We start from the raw sequence: 24488 nt of genomic DNA, 5'->3' as shown, positions 1-24488 counted from the left end.
TCTAAACTCGCTAGAAAGGGAAATGCGGAGGCGACTCCGCAAGGTCACGCGGCAAAGCCGCGGGCTGCAGGATGACCAGAAAGGGATCCGGGAAACCGGACCCAAGAAGAACAGGCACTAGAATGAATATGAATACGACTCTCTATGGCGAGTGCGTCAGCGCTGGCGGTTCCACCGCGGTGCGCATTTCCGATCTCGCCAGCCTTGGCTGCGCCGTGGAGACCGATGCCCCGGCCGCCAGCATCGAGGGCGATCTCACGCTCTGGATCGGCGCCATAGGCCCGTTCGCGGCCACGGCCACGCGGCGCGATTCGCGCAGCCTTTCCGTCCGCTTCGCCGAGCCGCTGGACCGGCAGATCGTGCAGCACTTCGCCCTGATCTGATGGGGCGGACGAGACGCCCGCAAGACTGAGAGACGCCAGGATCGGCGCGGTTCATCGCCGCGCCAAACCCTCCCGGAATTACCGCAGGGCTTCAGAAGCGGCGGTGATCTCTGCCATCCACCAGATCGCAGATACCGCTGAAAGCATAAGGCGCGGTGCCCTGCACGCTGATCCGGCCGCTGCGGCGGTCGATGGTGACCTGGGGCTTGTTCAGCCCGTTGAGCCGATACCTGGCGCGGATCATGTCCGGCCCCTGCTCCACATCGTAAAGGTCCCACCAGCCGTCCTGTCCCCGGCTGTTGATCGGCGGAACCAGCTTCTTCGGCAGGCGGATGCGCCCACCGCCGGACCAGAGCTGCACCATCAGCGATGCGTCGAACTGCTGCCCCGTCATCTCCGTGCGATTGCCGTAGTCGTATCGCTCGGTGCGGCTGTTCCACGTCCAGCCGTAGCTCGTGGCCATGCCGGGGCGGGTGCCGTCCCCGAAGCAGACCAGCCCGAGGTCGACGTTCTGGCCCTCCACCTGATAGCGGTCGCGGTCCTGGACGTAGCTGGGCGATTGGCGCTGCGATGAGGGGGCGGCGTTGTAGCCGATATCGGGGTGATAGGCCGAGCGGTCGCGGTCATTCCCGCTGCGGGCGCTGCGTCCGCAGTCCGGCGCCGGGGTGGCGACGATCGAATCGTAACGCCCCTCGTTCGTCGCGACCGAGAGGCATTGCGACCGGGAAGCGCTCCACCAGTAAGTGTAGCTGCGGTCGTCGCTTTTCTCGGCCTTGACGCGTTCGTAGCCGCGGGCGCGCAGCGCTGTTTCGCCGCCCGCGGCGCGGGCACCGACGAGGTCGGCCAGGCCTTGCGGCGCCTGCGCCCCGGCCGCTTGTGCCGAAAGGGCAAGAACCAGCGCCAGCATGGGCACGGATATCCTGACAAGCGACATCGGAAAGGCTCCCCTTCGAACGACGACGGATTCCGCATGGTGCAAGGCATCACGATACCTTGAAGAACATGGTCCATGGCCCGCCCCGGAGGGTGTCCAATGGCAAGGGATGTGTTCTGCCGAAAGAATGCCGGCCCGGATGACAGACATCGGGTCCGAACCTGGTCCGGACCCGAGACTGGCTCGGATCCGGGTTCGGCCGGTGGCAACTCAGGCGAAACGCATCAGGCCAGAACGGGGCTGGGTGCCTGTTCCCCGTCGTTCCGGATCTTTTCCTTGGGACGCGTGCCGCGTCCTACCGAGAGGTAGGTGAAGCCCGCTTCCTGGACATGCTCGGGCTTGTAGACATTGCGCAAGTCGACCAGCACCGGCGCCTTGGCGATGGCCTTGATGCGGACAAGGTCGAGCGCGCGGAACGCGTCCCATTCGGTCACCAGGACGACGGCGTCGGCGCCTTCGATCGCGGCGTAGGGATCTTCCTTCATCTCCACTTCGGGCATCAGCGGGCGGGCCTGCTCCATGCCTTCGGGATCGTAGGCGGCCACGGTCACCCCGGCATCGGCCAGCGTCTGGGCAATGGCGATCGACGGCGAATCGCGCATGTCGTCGGTATTGGGCTTGAAGGTCAGGCCGAGCATGGCCACGCGCTTGCCGCGCGCTTCGTCCACGCCGCCCAGGGCATCCACCACCTTGCGGCCCATGGCGCGCTTGCGGGCATCGTTGACCTTGACCACCGCCTCGACGATGCGGACCGGGCTGTCGTAGTCCTCCGCCGTCTTGAGCAGGGCCAGGGTATCCTTGGGGAAGCAGGAGCCGCCATAGCCGGGTCCGGCATGGAGGAACTTGCCGCCGATGCGGTTGTCGAGGCCGATGCCCCGCGCCACGTCCTGCACGTTGCCGCCCACTTTCTCGCAAAGATCGGCCATCTCGTTGATGAAAGTGATCTTCACGGCCAGGAAGGCGTTGGCGGCATATTTGGTCAGTTCCGACGAGCGGCGGCTGACGAAGAGGATCGGCGATTCGTTGAGGAACAGCGGGCGGTAGACCTCGCGCATGACATCGCGGCCGAAATCGTCCTCGGCGCCGATGACGATGCGGTCGGGCCGCTTGAAGTCGCCGATGGCCGCGCCCTCGCGCAGGAATTCGGGGTTGGAGACCACGGCAACGCGGTGCGGCGGATTGCATGCACGGATGATGCGTTCCACTTCGTCGCCAGTGCCCACCGGCACGGTCGACTTGGTGACGATCACGGCATCGCCGGAAAGGTGCTCGCCCACTTCCTGCGCCACGGCGTAGACGTAGGAGAGGTCGGCATGGCCGTCGCCGCGCCGCGAAGGCGTGCCCACGGCGATGAAGATCGCCTGCGCGCCGGCAATGCCTTCAGCCAGGTCGGTGGTGAACGAAAGGCGCTTGGCGGCCACATTGGATTCCACCAGCTCGGCAAGGCCCGGCTCGTAGATCGGCATCATGCCGTGGAGCAGCCGCTGGATCTTGGTCTCGTCCTTGTCGATGCAGACCACTTCATGGCCGAAATCGGCAAAACAGGCACCCGAGACAAGGCCGACGTAGCCCGAACCTACCATCGCAATCTTCATGGCGCTTCCATTTCCTTATGAGCTTTGGGGAAGTTATCCTTGTCCCCCGCCCGGTCGGCAAGTCAGCCATTCGGGCAGGTACTTAACCGAATTCTCTCTCGACTTGGCGGTTTCGCCCCATCAGGGTCGTTCCTTTCCGAAGCGGAAAACCTGGCAAGACGCCGAGCCGGGACCATCACATCGAAAAGGCGCTCTAGGCCGGGTCGATCTCCAGCCTGCCGATCTCGCCTTCGCCCCGGCCGGAGAGGATCACGAGTTCCTGGCTCGCGCAGAACGTGTCCGGAATGAAGAAATCGGTAGAGCCTGAGGTCATTTCCGCATCGCCGAGACGCCGCGCCGTGCCATCCTCGGCATAGCAGACGATCTGGAGGACGATGGGCCGGAAACCCGCTTCCGCATGAGCAGCCCCGTCCATCCGGGCGCGGTAGTTGCCCGGTGCCAGCAGCGCATTGCGCTTGGCGATCACGCTGCGCAGCGGCTCGCGGTTGCGGTAATGCAGGACGGTGCCCGCCTTGCTGCCGGTGAAGCTGCGATCCAGCCCGGATCCCTCGGGATATTGCCAGTCGAACGGTCCGATCGGCGCGCCGTCTCCCAGGTCTTCGCGGAAGGCGAAATCGGCGGCCCGTGTGAAGTGTCCATTCGCGCAGAGATTCTGCCACAGGATAGACGCCGCTTCGGCGCGGCCGGAGCGTACCAGCATCAGCGTGCGCGGGGAAAGCGCGGCGCAGTCCACCCTGGCGCCCTTGCGGGCCATGGTGGAGGCCACCGTTTTCAGCGCCTCGGGCCTGATCGCGGTACCGGCCCAGGGCAGGAAGGCGTTGGCCCAGTACTTCTCCTGGCCCACTTGCGCGGCGAAGGCATCCACCCCCTGAGGGCGCGAAAGCAGGTCGGCGGTCATGTCCTTGAGGCGATCGTCGTTGAGCCCGATCCGCCAGAGCGCCACGGTGCGCTGGGCGGCGATGCTCCATTCCTCGGCCTGGAGCGCCAGCATGACCAGCGTCTCCTGCGTGAAGCGGTCGCGCCAGCCCCGATCGCCCGCCAGGACCACCGAACGCAGCGCGGCGTCCTGCTCACCCTTTTGAAGCTGCCCGTAGGCGAGCAGCGCCAGCCCTTCCGAAGGAACCGGACGGCGGCGCACGAAGGCTTGCGACAGTGCCACACCCCTTGCCGCATCGCCGCTGTCGTAAGCCTCGTGAGCCAGCGATTCCAGCGAGGAGGACTGGAGCGAAGCCGGCACGAAGCGGGCTACAAGCTGGGCCACGGCGAAATTGCGCCGCCCTTCCCGGTCCATCTCCACGCCCACCGCCACGATGGCGGCCAGGGCCAGGATGGCGATCCACGCCGTGCGACCGATGAGCGAGGTCATCCCGCGTCAGTCCTTTTCGCCGTAGCTGTAGTAGCTAGCGGCATAGTAGTTGTAGTCCTCTCCGCCCACCTTGGGGTCGAAGCGGTTGAGCACCACGCCCAGCATGTTGGCCTTGATCAGGGCCAGGCGGCGCAGCGCGGATTTCACCGCGCCGCGATGGAAGCTGGAGGCATCGACCATGAACAACACGCCGTCCGCATGGTTGGCCAGCAGCGCCGCATCGGAAAGGCCCAGCAGCGGTGGGGAGTCGATCACCACCACGTCGAACTTGCGGCGCGCTTCCTCCATGAAGTGCGGCAGCCCCTCGCCCGAGAGGATCAGCGCGGGATCCGGCGGCGCGGGCAGCGCCGACATATAGCTGAGGCTGGCGACCTCGGTGGGCTGCAGGGCCGCATCGAAGGTCTTTTCGCCGGTCAGCACGTCGGTCAGGCCCGTGGCCTTCCGGTCGCTCATGAAGTTGTGCAGCGTCGGGCGCCGCAAGTCGGCGTCCACCAGCAGCACCCGCTTGCCGAGCACGGCAATGTCGTGCGCCACCGCGCGGGCGGTCGTCGACTTGCCCTCGGATTCGCGCGAACTGGTGACCATGAGCACTTCCGGCAGGCCGGTCGCGGTGGAATAGCGCAAGTTGGTGACCAGCGAGCGATAGGCCTCGCTCACCCGCGAGCGGCGGTCGTCGAAGTGGCTGGCGACATCGCCCCCCTTCTCCAGCGGGATCAGGCCCAGCAGCGGCATGCCCAGCTTGCGCTCGACATCTTCGGGCGAGCGGATCGCATCGTCGAAGATCTCGCGCAGCAGCACCGCACCGGCGGCCAGCACCAGGCCCAGCACCAGCGAGGCGACGATATTGACCAGCAGACGCGGCGAATAGGGCTTGGCGGGCACTTCCGCGCCGTCGACCAGCGTCAGGTTGTTGGACGAGGCCCCGGCCGTGGCGTTGAGCTGATTGTAGCGCGAGAGCAGGGTGTCGTAGAGCGTCTTGTTGGTATCGGCGATGCGCTTCAGCACGGCCAGTTGAACGCCGCGGTCCTGCTCCTTGAGCGCTTCGCCGCGCAGCGATTCGACCTGGCCCGAGAACGACTTCTCGCGCTCCTGCGAAGACTTGTATTCGAGATAGGCCGACTTCTTGATGGAATCCGAGATGGCGCCGATGCGGCTCTCGTATTCGGCGATTTCCGCCTGCTTCGACTTCACCGTGGTGAAATCGTCGAGGTGGCGGGTGCGTTCCTCGGCAAGGTCCGCCTCGACCTTGGCCTTCTCGGCCAGGAGCGTGGAGACGGCCGGGTTGGCGTTGACTTCGGGAATGGCCAGCGGCGCGGCCTTGGCCAGCGTCAGCCAGCGATCCTGCGCGGCGATGCGGTCCGCCGTGGCCTTGGCCGCCGCATCGTTGAGCTGGACCAGCGTGTTGTTGGTGACGGAAAGCACCGATTCCTGGTTGCCGTCCTGCCCCTGGCTGGTCACGCGGATCAGGCCCGCGGCGCTGGCATACTGGTTGAGATCGCGCTCGGACTGAGTGACCTTGGCGCGCGCCTCGTCCAGCTGGTCGGCCAGGAAACGCCGGGCGTAGGAGGAACTGTCGTACTTCTGGTTGAGGTTCCGCTCCATGTAGCGCTCGCCATAGAGCTGCGCCAGCTTGGCGGAATAACCGGGGCTGCGGCTGCTGACGCTGATGCTGACGATGCGGCTGTCGGGCGGCAGCGTCACGGTCAGGCTGCCGAGCAGCGAATCGATGGCGCTTTCCTTGCGAAGCTGGTCCAGCTTCTTGGTCCCGCCCGATTTCAGCACGTCTTCCTGCGTCGGCATGTCGGTGCCCATCGCTTCGTAGAAGGCGGGATCACGATCGAGCCGGCCGCTTTCGACTACGCTTTCGGCCAGCGAGCGGCTCTGGATGATGCCGAGCTGGGTCTGCAGGAAGCGCTCGGCGTCCTGGACGTTGGTGACCTTCTGAAGCTCGCTTCCCTCGATGATCTGGTCGGCCTGGTCCTCGATCAGCACGCGCACGCCTGCGCTGTAGCGCGGCGCGATCAGCAGCGTGACGATCACGCCCAGCACCAGCGTTGCCGCCACGATGGCCGCGATCAGCGCGATGTTGCGGCGGACCATCCCCATGATGGTCTTGAGCAGCGCGGTCAGGTCCGGCCCGGATTCCTCGCCGTAAAGCTCGCCATGGGAAGCCCCTTGGGGAAATCCGTGAGAGGGGCCTTCGAGACCGACCCGATCGAGAAAAGCATCGTTCAAGATATGTCCCGCCATCCTATTGTTTCCACGCGAGCGGTTATTGACCCGAAGTTCGTTCATAGGTTCAGGAAACCCGTTCTGAAGGGGCGAAGGCGGTCAAGCCGTCCTCCTGCCCGGACCGGCCCCCACGCCCGCCTGTGCCCCTGCTTCCAGACCTGCCGGCCGGCCGGCTTCTGGCGCCCTTTCCACCCCCCTGTTCAGGCGCGCCGCGGCGACTTTCGGCCTCGTCCCGCTCCGCGCCGATCAGCACCGCGGCCATCAGCGCGAAAAGGCAGAGCAGGGTCTGGCTGCGCAGCGGGTAGTCGGTGATCGACTGAAGCGCGACCAGCGCGAAGGTGCCCACGCCTGCCAGCCCGATGCCGCCACGGCGCAGCGCCGCCACGCCGAGCCGTCCAAGCACGAAGGCCCAGCCCAGCACCAGCGCAATGCCCACCAGGCCGGATTCCAGCGTGGCCTCCAGGAAGTCGTCATGCGCACGCTGGGCGCGGCCATAGCTGAGGTTTTCCAGGGCCTCGTCGGCCTGGAACACATCGTCGAAGGAGCCGATCCCGCTGCCGACCGGCCAGTAACGGCGCGATGCAGCCACGGTGTCCTTCCAGATCAGCGGGCGCTGCTCGTCCTCCACCGCGTCGAAGCGTCCGAACGCGCTCTGCACACGCTGGTTGTTCGCCAGCAGGCTGGCTGCGCCTGCCAGGACCAGCACCACGGCGCCCACCGCGATCGCGGTTCGGCGAGTCAGGGTCGGCCGGCGCCAGCGCACCCAGCGCCAGGCGGCCAGCGCAGCGGGCACCAGCAGGAGCAGCATGCTCGTGCGCGAGCGGGTCAGCACGACGCCCACGATCAGCAGCACCGCGGTCGCCATGCGGCCCAGCGTCCAGATCGCGCGGATCTGCCGCAGCGGGAACACCGCCACCAGCGCCACCAATGCGATGTCGAGCATGAGCCCGCCGGTGTTGCGGTTGGCGAAAGTGCCCTGAAGATCGGGCGAGCCGATGGTCTCGGCGTAGAAGACGAGGTGGCGATTGCCGGTCGCCAGTTGCTGGGCGCCGAGCAGCACGACGATCAGCCCGCAAGCGACCACCAGCATCAGCAACTGGCGCTTGTCTTCGCGCCCCAGTTGCCAGGCGAGGACGAGAATCGCGAGCGCCGGCAAGAGCGCGAAGAAGGCGATGGCCGTGCGATTGGGGTCGAGCGAGAACGGCATCCAGACATCGCTGCCGCCGGTGAGGTCGAGCGATTGCCCCACGAATTCCCGGCCCGGCAGCGCCTGCCAGATCGCGGGCGGCAGCGGCACCAGCTGAAGCAGCGGCAGAAGCAGCGTCAGCGCCACCAGCACAACCAGCCCGCGCGGAGCAGTGCGGAAGAAAGCGGCCACGGCCGGACCGTTGATGGCCAGGATCGCCAGGCCTGCAAGCTGGACGACCAGGTTGGCCAGGCCCGCGCCGGACCCGCCGCCGCCGAACAGCAGTCCGACAAGAATGAGGATTCCGGCCTGCACCGTGCGGCTTCCCGGACGGGCTTTCGGCACGAAGACCGTGCGTTTCTCAGCTAACGACCCAGACAGAGCTTCTTCCTTATGATTGCAGATCGGGATGCGAAAATGTCTGCTTTCGCAAGTCTCGCCCAATCGAAAGGGCTTCCATGGAGCATTCCGTCGGCATCGGTCTGCGACCCGGCTGACGTTACTATCAACAACTCGACTGGTAAGAATTACAATGACAGAACTTATACTGAGATATTTCAGAAGAACCGCATCACATGCAGTCCTGAAAGAGCCCGTTCCTTAACTGCAGCTCCCAGGCGAAGTAGCGGCCAGCAATCGGCTGGCGATGGCGAAGGGCTGCACGTCTCTCTGCGTCATGAGTCCTCCTGGAACTGCGCTATACAGGTCAATCGTCTTCTTCGACCATACCGCGCTGCACAATGGAGGGCAAATTGCGAACCGGGAATTTGCCCTCGATCCGGCCCCTCTCGTCGCACTTTCAAGCCTTTCCATCGCAGTAGCCGGAAAGACGCCGGATCGCGTCGACAGTAAAACCGATTGCAGCCCCTCGCTCCCTGTCGATCCGGTGGATTCGCAATGCGCTATCCAACCTCTCGCCGACGCTTTTCAGCGCCTTAACGCCGACCGCCTGCGCAGATGCGAAAAACCGGGAGCCGCCACGAAGGCCGCTCCCGGTTCAAATTTGCGCGCGTCCGGAATCTGTCGACTGGTGGCGAAGACAGATCCTGTAAAGTCGATCAGCTAATGAGACTATTGACGCAATCCGAATACTGCTGGCGGAACCGTTCCTCACCGAAGCTGGCGGCATTGGCGATACAATCTTCGGCGCGGATATCGCCCTCGCCCTCGACGAACATGTCGATTGCGCCGACCAGGCTCTCGACCGTCTGATCCTCGAACCACACACCCGTCGCCCCGCTGCTGCCCAGGGGCCGCACGGTCTCGGCCGTACCCCCTTTGCCCAGGCACACGACCGGGGTTCCGCAGGCCTGTGCCTCGACCGGAACGATGCCGAAATCCTCCAGCGCCGCGAAGACCAGGGCCCGCGCCGTCTGGAATTCGGCGATCAACTGCTCGAATGGGACGTGCCCCAGGATCTCGATATTGGAGCCGGCGATCTGGCGGATCTTCTTCATGTCCGGCCCGTCGCCGATCACTCTCAGGCGCAGGTCCGGGCGGCGATTGAAGGCCTCCACGATCATCTCGACGCGCTTGTAGGGCACCAGGCGCGAAGCGGTGACGAAATGATCGCCGCGCGATGCCGTACCGGGCACGAAGTTGCCGGTATTGACGGGCGGATAGATCACTTGCGCCTCGCGGCGGTAGATCTTCCAGATGCGCCGGGCAATGAACTGCGAATTTGCCAGGTAATGGTCCACGCTCTGTGCGGTGCGCATGTCCCAGAGCCGGAAGCGATGCATCATCTCGCGCGCAACCGCCCGCTTCAGCCCGCCGAGCGTGCCGCCGACCGTGGCGATATATTCGTGAGTAAGATCCCAGGCATAACGGGCAGGACTGTGGACGTAACTGACGTGCAACTGACCCGGGCCGGTTATCACGCCCTTGGCCAGGGCCGCGGAGGAACTGAGCACGACATCGTGCTCGGTCAGGTCGAACGCCTCGATCGCGCGGGTCGATTGCAGCAGGAGGAAGCGGTAATACTGCTCCACCAGCGGCAGATCGTTGAGACCGGACGTCTGTATCCTGTGATCGGCGCCGAAGAACTCCCGCGTGACTTCCTCGGGAAGGAAGTTGAAAAGCGTGAAGATGTCGCTGCCCGGCGTGCAGTGCGCCATTTGCTGAAGCACGCGCTCCGCCCCGGCAATCAGGGGAATCCAGTCATGGACGAGCGCGATGCGCTCGCCGCGGATCAGCGCCGGGCTCCCTGTCAGGGGTGCTTCGGCGACAGGAACACTATGTTTCATGGGCGTAAGTGGTCCTTCGAGGATGGGGCGGGACGCCGCCGGGCGAAGCCCGGCCTTGCGCTAGTCGGACCCGAAGAGATCGCGCGAGAAGACCTTGTCCCTCACGTCGTCGAGTTCGGGCAGGATCCGGTTGGTGACGATCACGTCGGCGCGCCGCTTGAACGTCTCCAGATCGGCTTCGACCGGGGTGTTGAAGAAGCTGTCATCGGGATAGCTCGGCTCGTAGAGCACCGTCTCGATGCCCTTGGCCTTGATGCGCTTCATGATCCCCTGGATCGAGCTTTGGCGGAAATTGTCGGAACCGGCTTTCATGACCAGGCGGTAGAAACCCACCACCCTGGGCCTGCGCGACAGGACCATGTCGGAAATGAAGTCCTTGCGCGTCCGGTTCGCCTCCACGATCGCACCGATGATGGTCTGCGGAACATCGTGGTAATTGGCCAGCAACTGCTTCGTGTCCTTCGGCAGGCAGTATCCGCCGTAACCGAACGAAGGGTTGTTGTAGTGCGAGCCGATGCGCGGATCGAGGCCGATGCCTTCGATGATCTGGCGCGCCTCCAGCCCGCGCGAAAGCGCATAGCTGTCCAACTCGTTGAAATAGGCCACACGCATCGCGAGGTAGGTATTCGCAAATAGCTTGATGGCTTCGGCTTCGGACGGGTCCGTGAACAGGACCGGTACATCCTTCTTGATTGCGCCTTCCAGCAGCAGTTCCGCAAAGACCTTTGCCCGCTCCGACTGCTCCCCCACCACGATTCGACTGGGATGGAGATTGTCGTGAAGCGCCCTGCCCTCGCGCAGGAACTCGGGGCTGAAGATCAGGTTGCGCGTGCCCATCGCCTCGGAAGTCGCGGCGGTGAAGCCCACGGGGATGGTGGACTTGATCACCATGACCGCATCGGGCGCATGGTCCATGACCTCGCGGATGACGGCTTCGACCAGGCTGGTGTCGAAGCGGTTGGTCACTTCGTCATAATTGGTGGGCGCGGCGATGATCACGTAGTCGGCGCCGCGATAGGCTTCCGCGGCATCCAGCGTGGCGCGCAGATTCAGGTCGTCGCGGCGGAGGAAAGCCTCGCACTCGGCATCGACGATCGGCGAGCGACCGGCATTGATCATGTCCACCTTGGCGGCCACGACATCCTTGGCCACGACTTCGTGGTTCTGCGCCAGCAACAGCGCATTCGACAGACCGACATAGCCAACGCCTGCAACAGCGATCTTCATTTCTGCTCCTCTGACCGCCCCGGACGGGGCAGGTTCGGCAAGTGCGCCCCGGCCGCTTGAACCGGGGCTTCCGATGCGGGGAATATCGGAAACTCCCGGTAGGTGAAACTGCTACCGATGGGCACGAGTGCTCTGCCGAGGATCGCGAGCCTGTTCAAGCGCCTGCGCAGAATATGGGATAATCGGGTGCAGTAACGCGACGGAATCCATTCTTGTCCGCAAATTGACGATGAGAGACATCGAACCGCCATGCTGCGGCGCACCTAAAAGAAGCCCGACGAGGCATGTCGCACGCACCGCCAGGCACTGTTCCGGGTCTCGACAAGCGAATCGATTCGCGGCGATGACGGCGCCCTAGCCTTGTCACCGGGCTTGTTCATCTTGCAGTCATCTTGTTGAAGAGGAATAATAGTTTCAGCACGATTTACCAATTTCCGGCGCCGGTACGGGACATTGAGGCCCCCGCGCAGGGTAACCTCGGCTTCTGAATGACGCACCGAATGCGCGCTTTGCCGCGCTGCAAAATCGATTGTCGTTCCGCGCCCACCTCCTGCAATCGAATTTGTAGGATGGCATCGCCGAACGCGCCTCGTTGCCCAAATCCGCTCGACTGAGAACAACCGCTCGTAAAACTGTCGGCCACCCGTTCCCTCAGTCGGACGCCTGCCCTTTCGGGCGACTTGCCAAGTGCGTCTCGGGCCTTCAGAAAGTACGGACATCTCCACAAAATCTGGACTTTAGCATGACTGATGACGTCGTCGGCAAGGCTGCCCCCCGTACGGCTTTGATTACGGGTGCCGCGGGTTTTATTGGGTACTACCTTTGCCGCAGACTGCTGGATGACGGTTTCCGGGTTATCGGCCTGGACAGCCTGAACGATTATTACGAAGTCGCGCTGAAGGAGCGGCGGGTGGCGATGCTCAGCCAGTCCGAGCATTTCCACTTCATCAAGGGCAAGCTCGAAGACCCCGAGCGGCTGATGCAGATCTTCGCCGATGAACGGCCCGAGATCGTCGTCAATCTCGCGGCCCAGGCGGGCGTGCGCTATTCGATCGACAATCCGCGCGCCTATGTGGAGGCGAACCTGATCGGCGTGTTCGAGATGCTGGAAGCCGCGCGGGCCTATCCGCCGCAGCACATGCTGATGGCGTCGACCTCCTCGGTCTACGGCGCCAATACCGAGATGCCTTATGCGGAGACTCACAAGGTCGATACGCAGATGTCGTTCTACGCGGCGACGAAGAAGGCCAATGAAGCGATGGCGCATTCCTATGCGCATCTCTACGATCTGCCGATCACGATGTTCCGCTTCTTCACGGTTTACGGGCCGTGGGGCCGCCCGGACATGGCGCTGTTCAAGTTCACCAAGAACATCCTCGCCGGCAAGCCCATCGACGTCTACAACCATGGCGATATGAAGCGGGACTTCACGTATGTCGAAGATCTCGTCCAGGGCATCCGTCTCCTCATCGACAGCGCGCCGGTACGCCCGGAAAGCGCAGAGGACATCGCCGGGCACGACAGTCTTTCGCCGGTCGCGCCCTGGCGTGCCGTGAACATCGGCAATTCGGATTCGGTGCAGCTCATGGACTTCGTGCGCGCCATCGAAACGGCGACGGGCGTGAAGGCCGAGATCAACATGATGCCGATGCAGCCGGGCGACGTGCCCGCAACCTGGGCCGACGCCTCGCTGCTGCAGGAACTGACGGGCTACCGCCCCACCACTTCGGTTACCGAAGGCGTGGCGAAGTTCGTGGATTGGTACCGGGACTATTACCAGGTCTGAGCGGCCGATCCTTGCAGGAAACGGGGGCTGCGTCACTGACGCGGCCCCTTTTTTCATGGCCGCCTTTGCCGAAACCGGGCCTGCTCGTCCGCTGTCAGGCCCCGCTTCCAACGGAAGGGCCATCGGCGAACTCGGGCCGGGCAGACGCTTGGACGCAAGGTTCTTCCCGGCCCCGGCGTTTTCGTAGCGGCTCGAAGCCCAGCACGCCGGCAAGGCCGCAGCGGCGCGACAGGTCGAACAGGACCAGCGGCAGCAGCACGCCCGCTGCCGTCGATACCAGCACGACCACGGCGACATTGCCGAGCCCCAGCCGCGTCAGCACCACGCGCATGCCGGCAGCGAAGATGATGTGCGTGAGGTAGATCGGCATGGTGCGCTCGCCGAGCTTCCGGGCGCCCAGCTTGTCCAGCAGCGCCCCGCCGTTCAGGCAGAGGCCGAGGAAAGCGACGCAGGCCGCGCCGCCGCACAGATAGGCGGGCACAGTGTCGAAGGGCGAGACGGCGAGCAGGAAGGCCGCCGCCTCGGCCGCGAGGAAGGCTGCGAGGCAGGGCACGAGCGGCAGGCCCCTCTCCAGCCAGCGCGTGCCCGCCAGCAGGCCCACGAAGAAGAAGGGGGCATGCTGGAGGATCTGCCCGGTCAGGCCCTGCGGCTGCAGCACCACGACGGCGGCCATGCAGGCCGCCGCGACCGCGGCTGCCGCGGCCCTTCCCCGCAGCACCATGGCCGCCGCCTGGAACAGGAACAGCGCGAGCAGGAACCAGAACACGCTCTTGGGCGGGAACGGATAAGTCAGCACCTCGAAGGGCGAGATGCGCCCCTTGTTGCCCGCTCCGGTCACGAGATGGACGCAGCCTTCCACCCAGGCCCAGAGGCACATCGGCCAGAGCAGGTTGATCGAGATCCGCGACAGCCCGTTCCGCAGCGCGCCGCCGCCCAGCCTCTCCGGCGCCTTGAACAGCATGCCGGAAATCAGGAAGAACACCGGCATGTGGAACAAGTAGACGGCGCGGTCGATGGTCTGGAACAGGTGTGGATCGACCAGGCCCTGCCCGTCCAGTCCGCGCCAGACATGGCCGAACACGACGAAGAGGATGGCGACGCCGCGTGCGGCGTCCAGGCCCTTAATGCGCATGGGGTCCTCGGTGCATGGTCATGACGTTCCCGGCGTCCAGGGCCCCCGCGCCCAGTGGCGGTTTTCGGGGGCTCGGCGGGGGTTGCGGTAAGTGTCGGGAGCGGGGCGGGGCAGCGCGCGGATCGCTTTCTGCATCCGGCCGCGCGCGCCGCTCGCCAGCGCCGGATAGGCGCCGAGCGAGGCGGCAAGGCCGATCAGCACGAGCGGCGCCGCACCCTGGCAGTTGATCGTGGCCGAGAGGATGGCGATCACGAAGCCGATGTGCCGGTCCGGCCGCGGCACCCGCACCAGGCGGCGGATCAGTTCCACGCCCATCAGCACGCCGAACAGGCCGAACTGGTAGAAGATGTAGAGGAACAGGTTGTCCACCGCGCTGAACGGCGAGACATAGACGCCCGTGTAGAACGCCGATGGCCCCACCGATCCGAAACCGTGGCCCAGCAGGGCCGTCGCCGGGCCGCCATCGACGATCATGTCCCAGATCCCCGGCCAGGTGACGTGAACGCGCACGACCATGCTGCTCATGCCCACCGAGATCTCTCCCACGCCGTCGATGGCCAGGAACCAGAGCCCGGCCAGAGCCGGCAGGAAGAAGCACACCGAAAGCAGGGCGCCCAGCGCCATGCGGCCCGGCCCAAGCCCCTGGAACCAGCGCCAGGGCCAGAAGTCGATCACCATGGCCACGGCCAGCGCGATCAGGTTGGTGCGCGAGGTCGTGACGTTGAGCGCCCAGAGCGTCGCCACGTAGATCAGCAGGCGCACATGCCAGGTGCGGGCCTGCCGCAGCACGATCAGCGCCAGCAGCAGCAGGATGCTGGCCGAGGCGCTGCTCGCCGCACCCAGCCCGGCGATGCGCTCCTGCCCGTGGATCCACCATTCGCGCCCGGCCTCGCGCTCGACGCCGAATTGCGAGACCGAGTAGCCCGTCCAGGGCATCGTCGCGCGGGTGTCTATCGCCACGCCGGCGATCCCCACCACCAACAGCGCCAGGCAGGCCCAGCGCCAGACTTTGGCGTTGAGATACGTGGGGGGCAGCATGAGCACCGCGATCAGCGGGCAGAGCAGCTTGAAGCCGGAGAACACGGCCACGGCATTCTGGTAGACCACGATGCCGACAGCCATCTGCACCGCCGTCGCCGCGAAGAGCCAGATCAGCGGCGTCGGCAGCCGCAGCGTCACGGCCGCCAGGAGCAGGCGTGCCAGCACCACCGCGATCACGGCAAGATCGGGAATGAACCAGAGCGGCCCCAGGCCGAAGCGGTCGAAATAATAGCGCGCCGCGCCGCCGAAGACTTCGCGCGCCATGATGAGCAGCACCGCCGCGCCGGTCAGCGTGGTCAACAGGGCGGCGAAGTTCTGGCTCCGCTTCCTTGCGGGGCGCGGGCCGTAAGGGAGCGCGCCGGCACTCATGCCGCGCTCCAGCCCTGGCTGTTGCGCATGATCCAGCCGTGCCCGCGCCAGACCACTAGGCAATAGAAGGCACCCGCCGCGCCGAGCAGGGCCAGGCAGGCGACCGGCTCGCTGAAGCCGCGCAGCGGCACCAGTGCAGCGCCGAGTGCCAGCGAGAGCACGACCACGAAGGCGGAGGCGCGCGTCAGCAGCGGTGTGCGAACATGGCGGCTCACCACCGCGTAGAACAGCGCGAAACTGCCGATCTGCGAGACCGCTATGCCGATCGCCATGCCGGTGAGGCCCGCCAGCTTCACCCCTATGATGCCGCTGGGAACCAGCAATGCCAGGTTGACCGCCGGCGAGATGATCAGCAGCCGCGTCTTCTTCACCAGTTGCAGTGCCACCGAGAGGTGGAACGTGGTCAGCGCCTTGAGGATGGCGGCGATCGCCACATAAGGCAGCAGCATGGCCACGGTGTCGCGGAACGAGGGACCGACGAAGAGATGCGCCACCCCCGGCGAAAGTGCCGCCAGCACGGCCGCAGCCGGCGCGCCGATCATGAGGTAGACGATGAAGTTCTCCGCCAGGATCTTCTCGCCCGCCTCGCGTCCCTCGTTCTCGAACGCGCGGACGATGGCCGGATAGGCCGAGAGGTTGACCGCCAGCATCAGGAAGATCACGGTCTTCTGCATGAGGTCCACGGAGACCGAATACTGGCCGACCGCCGCCTTCCCCAGCGTGGAGGAAACGATGTAGCGATCCGCCACGGCACTGGCATAGCCGAGCCCCGAACTGACGATCAGCGGCGCGCCGTAGCGCAGGATTTCCTTCAGGTCCGCTGCCCGCGCCTGCAGCGGCCGCAAATTGCGCCAGGCCGCGTCCGTGACGTTGGCAAGGACCGCGCAGCCGATCTGGGCGCCGAGAATGCCGATGGCCACGCCCAGCGCGCCCATGTCGAAGAACCAGACCAGCACCGCACCCACCGCCAGGGAGAGCGAGGAGCGCAGCGTCATCATCGCGAAGAAGCGCCAGCTGAGCAGGCGAAGGCGCGCGCCGACAGTGCTGATCGCAAAGAGCATTTCGGAAAAGAGCCAGAGCCACATCGCCGGCCACCAGTCGGGCGCGACACCCATGAAGTGGACCTGGAAGCCGCGCAGCGACAGCGCCACCGGAAGCAGCAGCAGGATCAGGCCCAGCCCGACGGTGGCGAGGGCATTAGCGATGTCCGGGTTGAGCTGATGCTCGGCCGCGGGGTCGTAGAGCAGGCGCGAGGCGGTAAGGCGCAGCCACTCGAAGATCGTGGCGTTGAGGAACAGCACCGTCGCCGAGACGAGCGCATAAGTGCCGAACTCGGCCGGGCTGAGCAGGTGAGTCCAGACAATCAGCGAGAGGAAGTTGAGCCCGCTCGATATGCCCAGTGCCGCGGTGGTGATCGCGCCCTTGGAGAGTTTCATGCGCCCGAGCTTCATACGGCCAGGAGGTCCTTGCGCTTCTGCGTGACGATCCGGGCCGGGGCGCCGACCGAGGTGGCGCCGTCCGGCACGTCCTGGAGGACCACGGAATTCGCGCCGATCCGCGCCTCGCGGCCGATGCGGACCGGGCCGACGACGACCGCGCCGGCGTAGATCACCGCACCCGGTCCCACGACCGGATAGCCTTCCTCCCGGCCCGACTGGCCGATGGTGACGTGCTGGTAGATCGTGGCGTTCTCACCGATCTCGACATCGTGGCCCACCACGATGCCCACCGGATGCGGCAGGTTGATCCACCCCGCCGGGCGCGAAAGCGGGGAGATGTGGCAGGCATAGCGCCAGTGGATGTAGCGCCGGATCACCGTCGCCATGGCGCGCCCCATGCGTCCGCGCGGGTAGAGCCGGCACATGCGCCGCCAGAGCGAGACGAGGCCCGCGCCTTCCATGGCCCGTGCCCCGCTCATCGCCGGGCCTCCGTGCGCAAAGCCTCCGTTTGCAGGGCCGCTTCATGGGCAAACGGACGCGGCGGCAGGATCCGCGCCGGTACGCCGACGGCGATGTGCCCCGCAGGAACCGATGTCTTGACCACGGCATTGGCGCCGATCACAGCGCCCGCGCCGATCTCGATGCCGCCGATCACCGTCGCGCCCGCGAAGATCGTGGCCCCGGCGCCGATGCGCGGGCAGCGCCCGGCGGCGCCGTCCTGGCCGATGGTGACGTGCTGGTAGATCGTCACCCCGTCTCCGATCACGGCATTGTCACCGATCACCACGCCCACCGGATGCGGCAGGTAGACGCCCTCGCCGACATGAGTGGTCGGCGCGATGTAGCAGCCATAGGCGCGGCGGATGTGCCCCCGGATCACCCGCGCAAGCACCCGCCCCGCCGGTCCCGAGGCCCAGAGCCCGCTCATGCGCTGCCAGGCGCGCAGGATGCCGCTGCTCGGGCTGAACCGTCCCACCGGCAGGCCGCGCGCCGGCAGAGTGCCGGGAGCGGCGTGGAGGTCGGCCGGGGCGAAAGTGCCGTCGGTCACAGCCATTTCGCGCTCAGGCCGCATCGAACAGCCGGTCCAGATGGCTCTCGTAACGATCGATCACCGCACCCGATGTGAACACCGCACCCATGTCGAGCGCGCCGGCACTGTAGCGGGCATAGCTGTCGGCGGAGAGCGTGCGGAAATGCTGGATCTTATCGGCCAGCTCGCCGGCATCCTCGCCGTCGTAAAGCTCGCCGGTCTCGGCGGGAGTGACGACTTCCGGATTGCCGCCCACGCGTGAGGCGACGACCGGCAGCGCGAAGCCGTAAGCCTCGTAGATCACGCGGGGCAACGGCTCGTTGTAGACCGAGGGGCAGACCACCACGTCGACCGCGCCATAGAAGTCTTCCGCGGCCTGCCAGCCGAGGAACTGCACGCGCGGATCGCCCGCAGCCTGGGCCTTCAGCCCGGCCACATATTCAGGCTCCCCGTCACCGGCGATCACCAGCGACCACGGCCGGCCGCCCTGCGGCAGGCGGCGCACGGCCTCGATCAGCTTCTCCACGCCCTTGGTGGGAGCGAGCCGGCCGATATAGCCGAAGACCATCGGCGCGCCATCGGCCAGCCGCTTCGCCTCGGGCACCAGCGGGCGGTCGTTGACGTTCCACTGCACCGCACACGGCTTGTCTTCCCCGAACGCGCCGTGGCGGCGGTGGGTATCCGCCACGAAGGCACTGTTGGACAGGAACATGTCGACATTGCGGGTCTGGCGGCGGTTGACCCCCCGCACCACCTTGCAGCCCGAACAGAGCGACGTGCAGTTCTCGCCCGCGCGGTACATGCCCGAGCGGCTGCAGATCAGATAGTAGTCGCGCATGGTGTGGATCAGCCGCGCGCCGCTGCGCTTGGCCTCGCGCAGGATCGCGGTGGAAAAGCCGTCGATGATGCTGGTGTTGACCACGTCGGGGCGGATGATGTCCAGCATCTGGCGCACGTCCCGCGCGGCGCGGAAGTTCCAGAGGTCCAGCGCGTGCCACACCGCCTTCATCGCCGGGGAGCGGCGGCGCTTGTCGTAAGGCCAGTAGATGTTGCGGATCGGCAGGACGTGCAGCGTCGGCTTGCCCGGCCCGGTCACTCCGGCCTCCATGCCGGCGCGCAAGGTGGCGGCTTCCTCCCCGCGCGGGGCCAGGCGCAGGATGTGCACGTCGTGCCCCCGCTCGACCAGGCCCTCGGCCAGGGTCTGCACGGACTTGGCGCCGCCGCCGACCTGGTCGGGCCGGTAGGAGCGGATGATGAAGAGAATTCGTCGGGACGTCATGGACGTACTGTCTCCGTTGCGGCCAGTCATGTTCATATCGCTCGCGCTCATGTGCGTTCGGGGCAGTTCAGGGTGGGTTGCGCGCCGGTCTTTTCCGGCACGAGCCGCAAGTAGACGGGCGCATTGCCAAGCTTCTGCTCGCCGCCTTCGAGGGGCTTTCCGGTCATGTCGGCCAGGCCCGAGACCTTCCAGCCGGTCGGCGCGATCTTCCCGGGCTCCAGCCGCGCCACGCCGGTCTTGGCCCAGACCAGCGCCTTCACGCTGCTGCCACCGGCTTGCGGGTCGGCCGCGAAGATCGCACCTTCCACGCCGGCACGCTGGACCGGGCAGGCATAGCGCAGGGCACCGACCTGCCGGAGCATGGTCTGCAGCGCCAGGAACGCCGGCTTGGGCGAACCGTCGGGCAGGAGCAGGCCGAAATGATGCTGGTCGTTGGCCGGATCGGTGCCGGCGTCCTTCCAGGAATACCAGATGTTGGGCGCTACGCCCGCCGCCAGCGCCGAAACCAGCGTGCGGACCAGGTAGCGCGCCTGGGCCTGATCGTCGACGCGGCCGACGACGGGGCGGCCCCATTCGGAATTGGCGATCCGGGGCGTTTTCACCTGCCCCCCCGCCGCAATGCGGTGCCACAGTCCGTCCCACAATGCGCCATCGCGCGCGGCATCGCCGGTCATCTGATAGGGATGGACGCTGATCCGGTCGAAACAGGTGATGGCCCTGGACCCTGCCAGCGCCGTCAGGAACGGACCGTCCACCCACTTGGAGGCGGCGGGACCGTAGACTTCGGCCCGGCCCGCCGAATGGATGGCCTGGCAGGCCGCCAGTGCCATGCGGCCATAAGCGGCGGCATCGGGCTTCGGCGGCCAGAAGCGAGGGTGATCGGGCTCGTTCCAGACTTCCCAGATCGGGTCGTAAGCCGCGAAGGCCTTGGCGGCGGCGGCGGCCCACTTGCGGTAGGCCGCGATCTGGTCCGGCGCGACCGGCGGCGAGGTGCGCCGCTCGTCGCGGCCACGCCACTGGATCCTGGTGAACGGCGTATGGACCGGGTTGCCGTAGTCCAGGATGAACAGCGGGCGCATGCCGCGCGCATGAACTTCGCGCGCGAACTCCAGGTAGGGGCCGAAGTCGTAGACGCCCGGCTTGCGCTCGGTGCGGGCCCAGCTGAAATCGCTGCGCACGAAATGGAGCCCCAGCCCGGAAACGCGGTCGAGATCGGCGGGGGTCAGGTCGTTGCCGGCAATGCCCACCACTTGCGCCACGGGCGCGGAGACGTGCCGGTCGGACCGGACGGTGCCGGGCTGCAGCAACAAAGCCGCTGCCAGCAGCGCCCCCGGGCAGAGCAGGAGCGCGGCGCCGAACAGACCGGTGCGCAGGCGGGCGCGCCGCGCACGGCGACGTCCCGCACCAAGTGCGCGCCCCAGCCCTTCTCCGGGCCGGTTCGGGCCCTGGCCCCAGCGGATCACCGGCCGAGCACCGTCGAATAGACCTGGTTCACCTGCCGGTGCATGCGCTCCATGCCGAACCGTTCCGCCACCGTGCGCGCGGCGGATTTCTGCAATTCGACGAGCATGGGACCGAGGCTGGAGATCTCCTCCATGGCCGCGCAGAAGGCTTCCGCATCGCCGGCCAGCCAGCCGTTCTCGCGGTGGTCGATCATTTCGACGATGCCGCCGGCCGGATAGCCGACCACGGGCAGCCCCATCGACATCGCCTCCATCACCGAACGCGGCAGTGGATCAGGCGTCTCGGAAGGCACGAGCACGGCATCGAGGCCTTTGTAGATCGCCGCCAGCCCCTCGAAGCGGCCTTCGAAGCGAACCGAATCGGCGAGGCCCAAGGCTTCGGCCTGGCGCTTCAGGCTTTCGAGGTAGGGACGATCTTCCGCTTCCGCTTCACCGCGCACCAGCAGGGTGATGTCGATCCCGCGGCGACGGGCGGCGCCCAGCCAGTCGATGGCGACGTGGTGCCCCTTGAAGGGATGGATGCGCCCACAAATGCCCACGACCAGCGGGGCATGGGCGCGCGGCGCCTGCAGCGCGGCGGCAGAGGGAGCCTGGACGGACTGGAGCGGTTGGGCTGCCCCGTCCTGCTTCACGCCGTTGAACACCACCGAGACATTGCCCGGCAGCATCTCGCCCGGCCAGCAGGCGCGGCTGACGAGCACGGTATGGTCGGAACTGCGGGCGAGGCCCTTCCAGATCAGGCGCTCCGAACCGCGCACGGCGATGTCGCGAACGTGGAACACGCAGGCTTCTCCGCCCAGCTTGCGCGCCAGGCCGGCAATGCAGTGGGCCTTCAGCCCGTTGCTATGGACGATGTCGGCACCGTGGCGCTTCGTCACGGCCATGAGTTTGCGCGCGGCGCCGAACCAGTCCCCGAAGGCCGCGCCCACGCTGGAGGGGCGCACCGGGCGGCGGATCGCGGCGACCTGGCCGAAATCGACGACTTCCACGGGGATGCCCCGGCTCGCCGCCTGCTCGGACACCGGCCCTTCGGCAGGCACCACCAGCAGCGGGTCGACATGCGGGTTCGCCATCAGGTCGAACAGCGATCGCTCCGCTCCTCCTTTAAAAAAGGAGACAGGGGACAAGAAGGCCACGCGATAATTCATAGGATCGGTCTCGCCGCTTTCAGGATTCAACATAGCTTATCCTTTCACTGGGCGTTGTGTTCGCAGTACCGGAGGCACTGAATTCAGGTCGGAGCGACCTTCCAGCCCGACAAGCCGCAGCCGCGGCCCGGCCTGCCTGGCTCGCACCGGCGCAAAGGTCGCGGCGAGGATGGCAGAAGGATCGCATTCGAAAGGCTCTGCGAGGGCCGCTGGACCGGCCCTGCGCTCGAAGTCACTGTCCTTGGCCGCCACGGCCCGCTGCCGGAACGGTCAGCGGGCGAAGACTGCGAAGGCATTGAATATTGGCGCGGTTCTCAGGAAGTCCTGCCAAAGCCCCTTAATTTTCGAGAAACCAACCACCACCACATCGCCGTCCATGACGATCGGATCGGGGCTGACGCCGCCGCGAATGTCCTTCAGGTCGAAGCGCGCGGCCATGCGCTGTCCGTTGATCGTGCGGAAGATCACCACCTGGTCCAGCTTGGCGGTGACCAGCGGGCTCTGCGCCCGCGCCAGCGCGCCCAGGAGGGTGGTATTGCTGGTCAGTTCATAGACGCCGGGAACCTTCACTTCGCCTTCCACCGATACGAAGCGCGGCGCGGCTTCGTCTACCGAGATGGCGACTTGCGGGTTTTTCAGATACTTGCGCCCAAGCACGGCCGTCACGTCGCTCGACACTTCGGGCGCGCTGCGGCCGGCGGCCTTGATCTGCCCGGCCAGGGGAAGCTGGATGAAGCCCGCCTCGTCCACGCGCGCCTTCTCCACGGAGAGATCGGGCTCTCCGAAGACCCGCACCTGAAGGACGTCCTTCGGCGAGATCGCATAGACAGTGGGCGCCGGAACCGTGGCGGGAATCGTCTGATAGGCAGCTTCGCCGACCGGAACATCCGGGTTCGACGTCATGGTGGAGGTACATCCTGTCAGGATGGTACCTGAAAATAGGACAGCGAGCCCAACAAGAAGCGTCTTTGTGCAGCGCACTTACGGTTTTCTCCATAAGGCTTAAGTCAATGCCCCCGATGGGGTGACCGGGTGCCTATTCGGGTAATCAGGAGCGCATTGGGGTGCAAGTGCCTGGACGGCGCTCGAAAACGGCAAAGCCCACTCCTAAAACGGCACGTCGCAAATCTCTTCCGCAAGTGCGAAATCAAACGGCCGGCAGACCTGCGTTCGAACCGATCCGGCAGCGAATCCCGGATAACTATGCAATGGATAGCAATCGGCATGACAGATTTCGGAATCGCCCTGAACTGCACTTTATAGGGCGTGTTCAGTTCAGGTACAGTATTCGCCGGGACCTGCAGACTGCTCCGGATTGGTTACCGGAGGTGCAAGGATGGTGCGGCTTTGGACGCAGTTGGCTTTGACGCACCGCAGCGCAGCGCATAATCTTGGGGTCGTCCTTGAACCCGGTTCGCGCGCGCTGCTTTCATGCCCACTTGCGCAGCGCGAATGGGCCGTTCAACAAAGCCGCCGTAGCAACCCGTTCCAATCGATTTCTCCATCCCACTTCCTGCCGTCCATCAGAGCGAGACCATGACCTCCAAGATCCCCGTTCTTGTCACCGGCGGCGCCGGCTATATCGGCAGCCACGCCGTTCTCGCCCTCAAGGACGCCGGTTGGCCGGTGGTCGTGATCGACAACCTCACCACGGGCTTTCGCTTCGCCCTGCCGGAAGGCGTCCCGCTCTACGAAGGCGATATCGAAGATGCCGCACTGCTCGCCCGGATCTTCCGGGAAGAGGGTATCCAGGCGGTGATGCACTTCGCCGGCTCGATCATCGTGCCGGAATCGGTCGAGAACCCGCTGAAGTACTACCACAACAACACCGCCAAGAGCCGCGCCCTGATCGACGCGGCGGTGAAGGCGGGCGTGCCGCACTTCATCTTCAGCTCCACGGCCGCCACTTACGGCATCCCGGAAGTCTCCCCGGTCACCGAGGACAGCCCGAAACTGCCGATCAACCCTTACGGCATGTCCAAGCTGATGACGGAGACCATGCTGGCCGACGTCTCCCGCGCGCATGACTTCAATTACTGCGCGCTGCGCTACTTCAATGTCGCCGGTGCCGATCCGCAGGCCCGCACCGGACAGTCGACGGCGGGTGCCACCCATCTCATCAAGGTTGCGGTGGAAGCGGCCCTGGGCAAGCGGGAGCATGTCGCCGTGTTCGGCACGGACTTCGACACGCCGGACGGCACCGGCGTGCGCGACTACATCCATGTCTCCGACCTCGCCAATGCGCACGTCCTCGCGCTCGAACAGCTGATCGCGGCGCCGGGAGAATCGCTGACGATGAACTGCGGTTACGGCCAGGGCTTCTCGGTGCTGGAAGTGCTCGACGCGGTCGACCGCGTCACCAATCGCACGATAGACCGCCACATGCAGGGACGGCGCGCGGGCGATCCCGATTCGCTGATCTCGGACAACCGTCGGATCAAGGCCACCCTGCCCTGGCAGCCGAAATATGCCGACCTGGGCACGATCGTCGAACACGCACTCGCCTGGGAACGCCGCCTGACCGAGCTGCGCGGAGCATAGAGCCGCCGGCAGAACGGCTTCGTCCCGGAGCAAGTCCGGGACGACGTGCGGCCGAGGATCCACGATCCCCGGCCTTCGGCGCGTCGCTGCG

19 protein-coding genes are annotated in these 24488 nt (G+C 66.0%); 3 read left to right on the top strand and 16 right to left on the bottom strand.

What is annotated here, in order from left to right:
* Positions 1-122 precede the first annotated feature (122 nt).
* Positions 123-383 (top strand): hypothetical protein, encoded by a 261-nt coding sequence (locus AC1VV3_RS12285; RefSeq protein ID WP_243654367.1) that lies wholly within the window; start codon positions 123-125, stop codon positions 381-383.
* Between the two features lie 91 nt (positions 384-474).
* Here AC1VV3_RS12285 and AC1VV3_RS12280 read toward each other — a convergent pair whose 3' ends face one another.
* The 7 genes from AC1VV3_RS12280 to AC1VV3_RS12250 form a co-directional block, all read right to left on the bottom strand.
* Complete coding sequence (locus AC1VV3_RS12280; protein WP_482961888.1) at positions 475-1317, bottom strand: hypothetical protein; 843 nt, start codon at positions 1315-1317, stop codon at positions 475-477.
* A 224-nt stretch (positions 1318-1541) separates the two neighbouring features.
* A complete protein-coding gene (locus AC1VV3_RS12275; RefSeq protein ID WP_482961887.1) occupies positions 1542-2912 on the bottom strand; it encodes a UDP-glucose dehydrogenase family protein in 1371 nt (456 codons plus the stop codon).
* A 193-nt stretch (positions 2913-3105) separates the two neighbouring features.
* Positions 3106-4278, bottom strand: a complete 1173-nt coding sequence (locus AC1VV3_RS12270) for a hypothetical protein (RefSeq protein WP_482961886.1) — start codon at positions 4276-4278, stop codon at positions 3106-3108.
* A gap of 6 nt (positions 4279-4284) precedes the next feature.
* Positions 4285-6513 (bottom strand): GumC family protein, encoded by a 2229-nt coding sequence (locus tag AC1VV3_RS12265; RefSeq protein WP_166675218.1) that lies wholly within the window; start codon positions 6511-6513, stop codon positions 4285-4287.
* 64 nt (positions 6514-6577) lie between these two features.
* Positions 6578-8041, bottom strand: coding sequence for an O-antigen ligase family protein (locus AC1VV3_RS12260; protein ID WP_482961885.1), 1464 nt, complete (start codon positions 8039-8041; stop codon positions 6578-6580).
* A 713-nt stretch (positions 8042-8754) separates the two neighbouring features.
* A complete protein-coding gene (locus AC1VV3_RS12255) occupies positions 8755-9942 on the bottom strand; it encodes a glycosyltransferase (RefSeq protein ID WP_134093961.1) in 1188 nt (395 codons plus the stop codon).
* Between the two features lie 60 nt (positions 9943-10002).
* Positions 10003-11169, bottom strand: coding sequence for a nucleotide sugar dehydrogenase (locus tag AC1VV3_RS12250; RefSeq protein WP_465127960.1), 1167 nt, complete (start codon positions 11167-11169; stop codon positions 10003-10005).
* 742 nt (positions 11170-11911) lie between these two features.
* Between AC1VV3_RS12250 and AC1VV3_RS12245 the strand changes: the two genes are divergently transcribed.
* Positions 11912-12955 (top strand): SDR family NAD(P)-dependent oxidoreductase, encoded by a 1044-nt coding sequence (locus AC1VV3_RS12245; RefSeq protein ID WP_132268384.1) that lies wholly within the window; start codon positions 11912-11914, stop codon positions 12953-12955.
* Between the two features lie 94 nt (positions 12956-13049).
* Here the strand turns inward: AC1VV3_RS12245 and AC1VV3_RS12240 are convergent, their stop codons facing one another.
* From AC1VV3_RS12240 to AC1VV3_RS12200, 9 genes are all read right to left on the bottom strand, one after another.
* Positions 13050-14087: an acyltransferase family protein gene (locus AC1VV3_RS12240; protein ID WP_482961884.1), complete on the bottom strand. Its 1038-nt coding sequence runs from the start codon at positions 14085-14087 to the stop codon at positions 13050-13052.
* A gap of 18 nt (positions 14088-14105) precedes the next feature.
* A complete protein-coding gene (locus tag AC1VV3_RS12235; protein ID WP_482961883.1) occupies positions 14106-15497 on the bottom strand; it encodes an O-antigen ligase family protein in 1392 nt (463 codons plus the stop codon).
* Positions 15494-16933, bottom strand: a complete 1440-nt coding sequence (locus tag AC1VV3_RS12230; RefSeq protein WP_482961882.1) for a lipopolysaccharide biosynthesis protein — start codon at positions 16931-16933, stop codon at positions 15494-15496. The genes AC1VV3_RS12235 and AC1VV3_RS12230 overlap by 4 nt, the downstream gene beginning before the upstream one ends.
* A gap of 11 nt (positions 16934-16944) precedes the next feature.
* On the bottom strand, positions 16945-17415 hold the full coding sequence (locus AC1VV3_RS12225) for a serine O-acetyltransferase (RefSeq protein ID WP_132268377.1): 471 nt from the start codon (positions 17413-17415) through the stop codon (positions 16945-16947).
* Positions 17412-17990, bottom strand: coding sequence for a serine O-acetyltransferase (locus AC1VV3_RS12220; protein WP_482961881.1), 579 nt, complete (start codon positions 17988-17990; stop codon positions 17412-17414). The genes AC1VV3_RS12225 and AC1VV3_RS12220 overlap by 4 nt, the downstream gene beginning before the upstream one ends.
* A gap of 7 nt (positions 17991-17997) precedes the next feature.
* Positions 17998-19245: a glycosyltransferase family 4 protein gene (locus tag AC1VV3_RS12215; protein WP_465127955.1), complete on the bottom strand. Its 1248-nt coding sequence runs from the start codon at positions 19243-19245 to the stop codon at positions 17998-18000.
* A 47-nt stretch (positions 19246-19292) separates the two neighbouring features.
* Positions 19293-20708, bottom strand: a complete 1416-nt coding sequence (locus AC1VV3_RS12210) for a hypothetical protein (RefSeq protein WP_482961880.1) — start codon at positions 20706-20708, stop codon at positions 19293-19295.
* Positions 20705-21781: a glycosyltransferase family 4 protein gene (locus tag AC1VV3_RS12205; protein WP_482961879.1), complete on the bottom strand. Its 1077-nt coding sequence runs from the start codon at positions 21779-21781 to the stop codon at positions 20705-20707. The genes AC1VV3_RS12210 and AC1VV3_RS12205 overlap by 4 nt, the downstream gene beginning before the upstream one ends.
* A 345-nt stretch (positions 21782-22126) precedes the next feature.
* A complete protein-coding gene (locus AC1VV3_RS12200; RefSeq protein WP_132268367.1) occupies positions 22127-22759 on the bottom strand; it encodes a polysaccharide biosynthesis/export family protein in 633 nt (210 codons plus the stop codon).
* Between the two features lie 633 nt (positions 22760-23392).
* Here AC1VV3_RS12200 and galE point away from each other — a divergent pair.
* The gene (gene galE / locus AC1VV3_RS12195; protein ID WP_482961878.1) at positions 23393-24397 is read left to right on the top strand and encodes a UDP-glucose 4-epimerase GalE; all 1005 of its coding nucleotides are present in this window, start codon (positions 23393-23395) and stop codon (positions 24395-24397) included.
* The last annotated feature ends 91 nt before the right edge of the window (positions 24398-24488 follow it).

It is taken from the genome of Novosphingobium sp. BL-S-34, assembly GCF_056857015.1.
Note: the sequence above shows the minus strand (reverse complement) of the source record. Positions and strands in the feature narration are given on the sequence as shown.

Excerpts from the sequence above, each read along its gene's own strand:
- AC1VV3_RS12255 (WP_134093961.1), bottom strand. The coding sequence starts at position 9,942 with ATGAAACATAGTGTTCCTGTCGCCGAAGCACCCCTGACAGGGAGCCCG.
- AC1VV3_RS12250 (WP_465127960.1), bottom strand. The coding sequence starts at position 11,169 with ATGAAGATCGCTGTTGCAGGCGTTGGCTATGTCGGTCTGTCGAATGCG.
- AC1VV3_RS12245 (WP_132268384.1), top strand. The coding sequence starts at position 11,912 with ATGACTGATGACGTCGTCGGCAAGGCTGCCCCCCGTACGGCTTTGATT.
- AC1VV3_RS12200 (WP_132268367.1), bottom strand. The coding sequence starts at position 22,759 with ATGACGTCGAACCCGGATGTTCCGGTCGGCGAAGCTGCCTATCAGACG.
- AC1VV3_RS12225 (WP_132268377.1), bottom strand. The coding sequence starts at position 17,415 with ATGAGCGGGGCACGGGCCATGGAAGGCGCGGGCCTCGTCTCGCTCTGG.
- AC1VV3_RS12220 (WP_482961881.1), bottom strand. The coding sequence starts at position 17,990 with ATGGCTGTGACCGACGGCACTTTCGCCCCGGCCGACCTCCACGCCGCT.
- AC1VV3_RS12230 (WP_482961882.1), bottom strand. The coding sequence starts at position 16,933 with ATGAAACTCTCCAAGGGCGCGATCACCACCGCGGCACTGGGCATATCG.
- AC1VV3_RS12285 (WP_243654367.1), top strand. The coding sequence starts at position 123 with ATGAATATGAATACGACTCTCTATGGCGAGTGCGTCAGCGCTGGCGGT.
- AC1VV3_RS12235 (WP_482961883.1), bottom strand. The coding sequence starts at position 15,497 with ATGAGTGCCGGCGCGCTCCCTTACGGCCCGCGCCCCGCAAGGAAGCGG.
- AC1VV3_RS12280 (WP_482961888.1), bottom strand. The coding sequence starts at position 1,317 with ATGTCGCTTGTCAGGATATCCGTGCCCATGCTGGCGCTGGTTCTTGCC.
- galE (WP_482961878.1), top strand. The coding sequence starts at position 23,393 with ATGACCTCCAAGATCCCCGTTCTTGTCACCGGCGGCGCCGGCTATATC.
- AC1VV3_RS12275 (WP_482961887.1), bottom strand. The coding sequence starts at position 2,912 with ATGAAGATTGCGATGGTAGGTTCGGGCTACGTCGGCCTTGTCTCGGGT.
- AC1VV3_RS12270 (WP_482961886.1), bottom strand. The coding sequence starts at position 4,278 with ATGACCTCGCTCATCGGTCGCACGGCGTGGATCGCCATCCTGGCCCTG.
- AC1VV3_RS12240 (WP_482961884.1), bottom strand. The coding sequence starts at position 14,087 with ATGCGCATTAAGGGCCTGGACGCCGCACGCGGCGTCGCCATCCTCTTC.
- AC1VV3_RS12205 (WP_482961879.1), bottom strand. The coding sequence starts at position 21,781 with ATGGCGAACCCGCATGTCGACCCGCTGCTGGTGGTGCCTGCCGAAGGG.
- AC1VV3_RS12215 (WP_465127955.1), bottom strand. The coding sequence starts at position 19,245 with ATGACGTCCCGACGAATTCTCTTCATCATCCGCTCCTACCGGCCCGAC.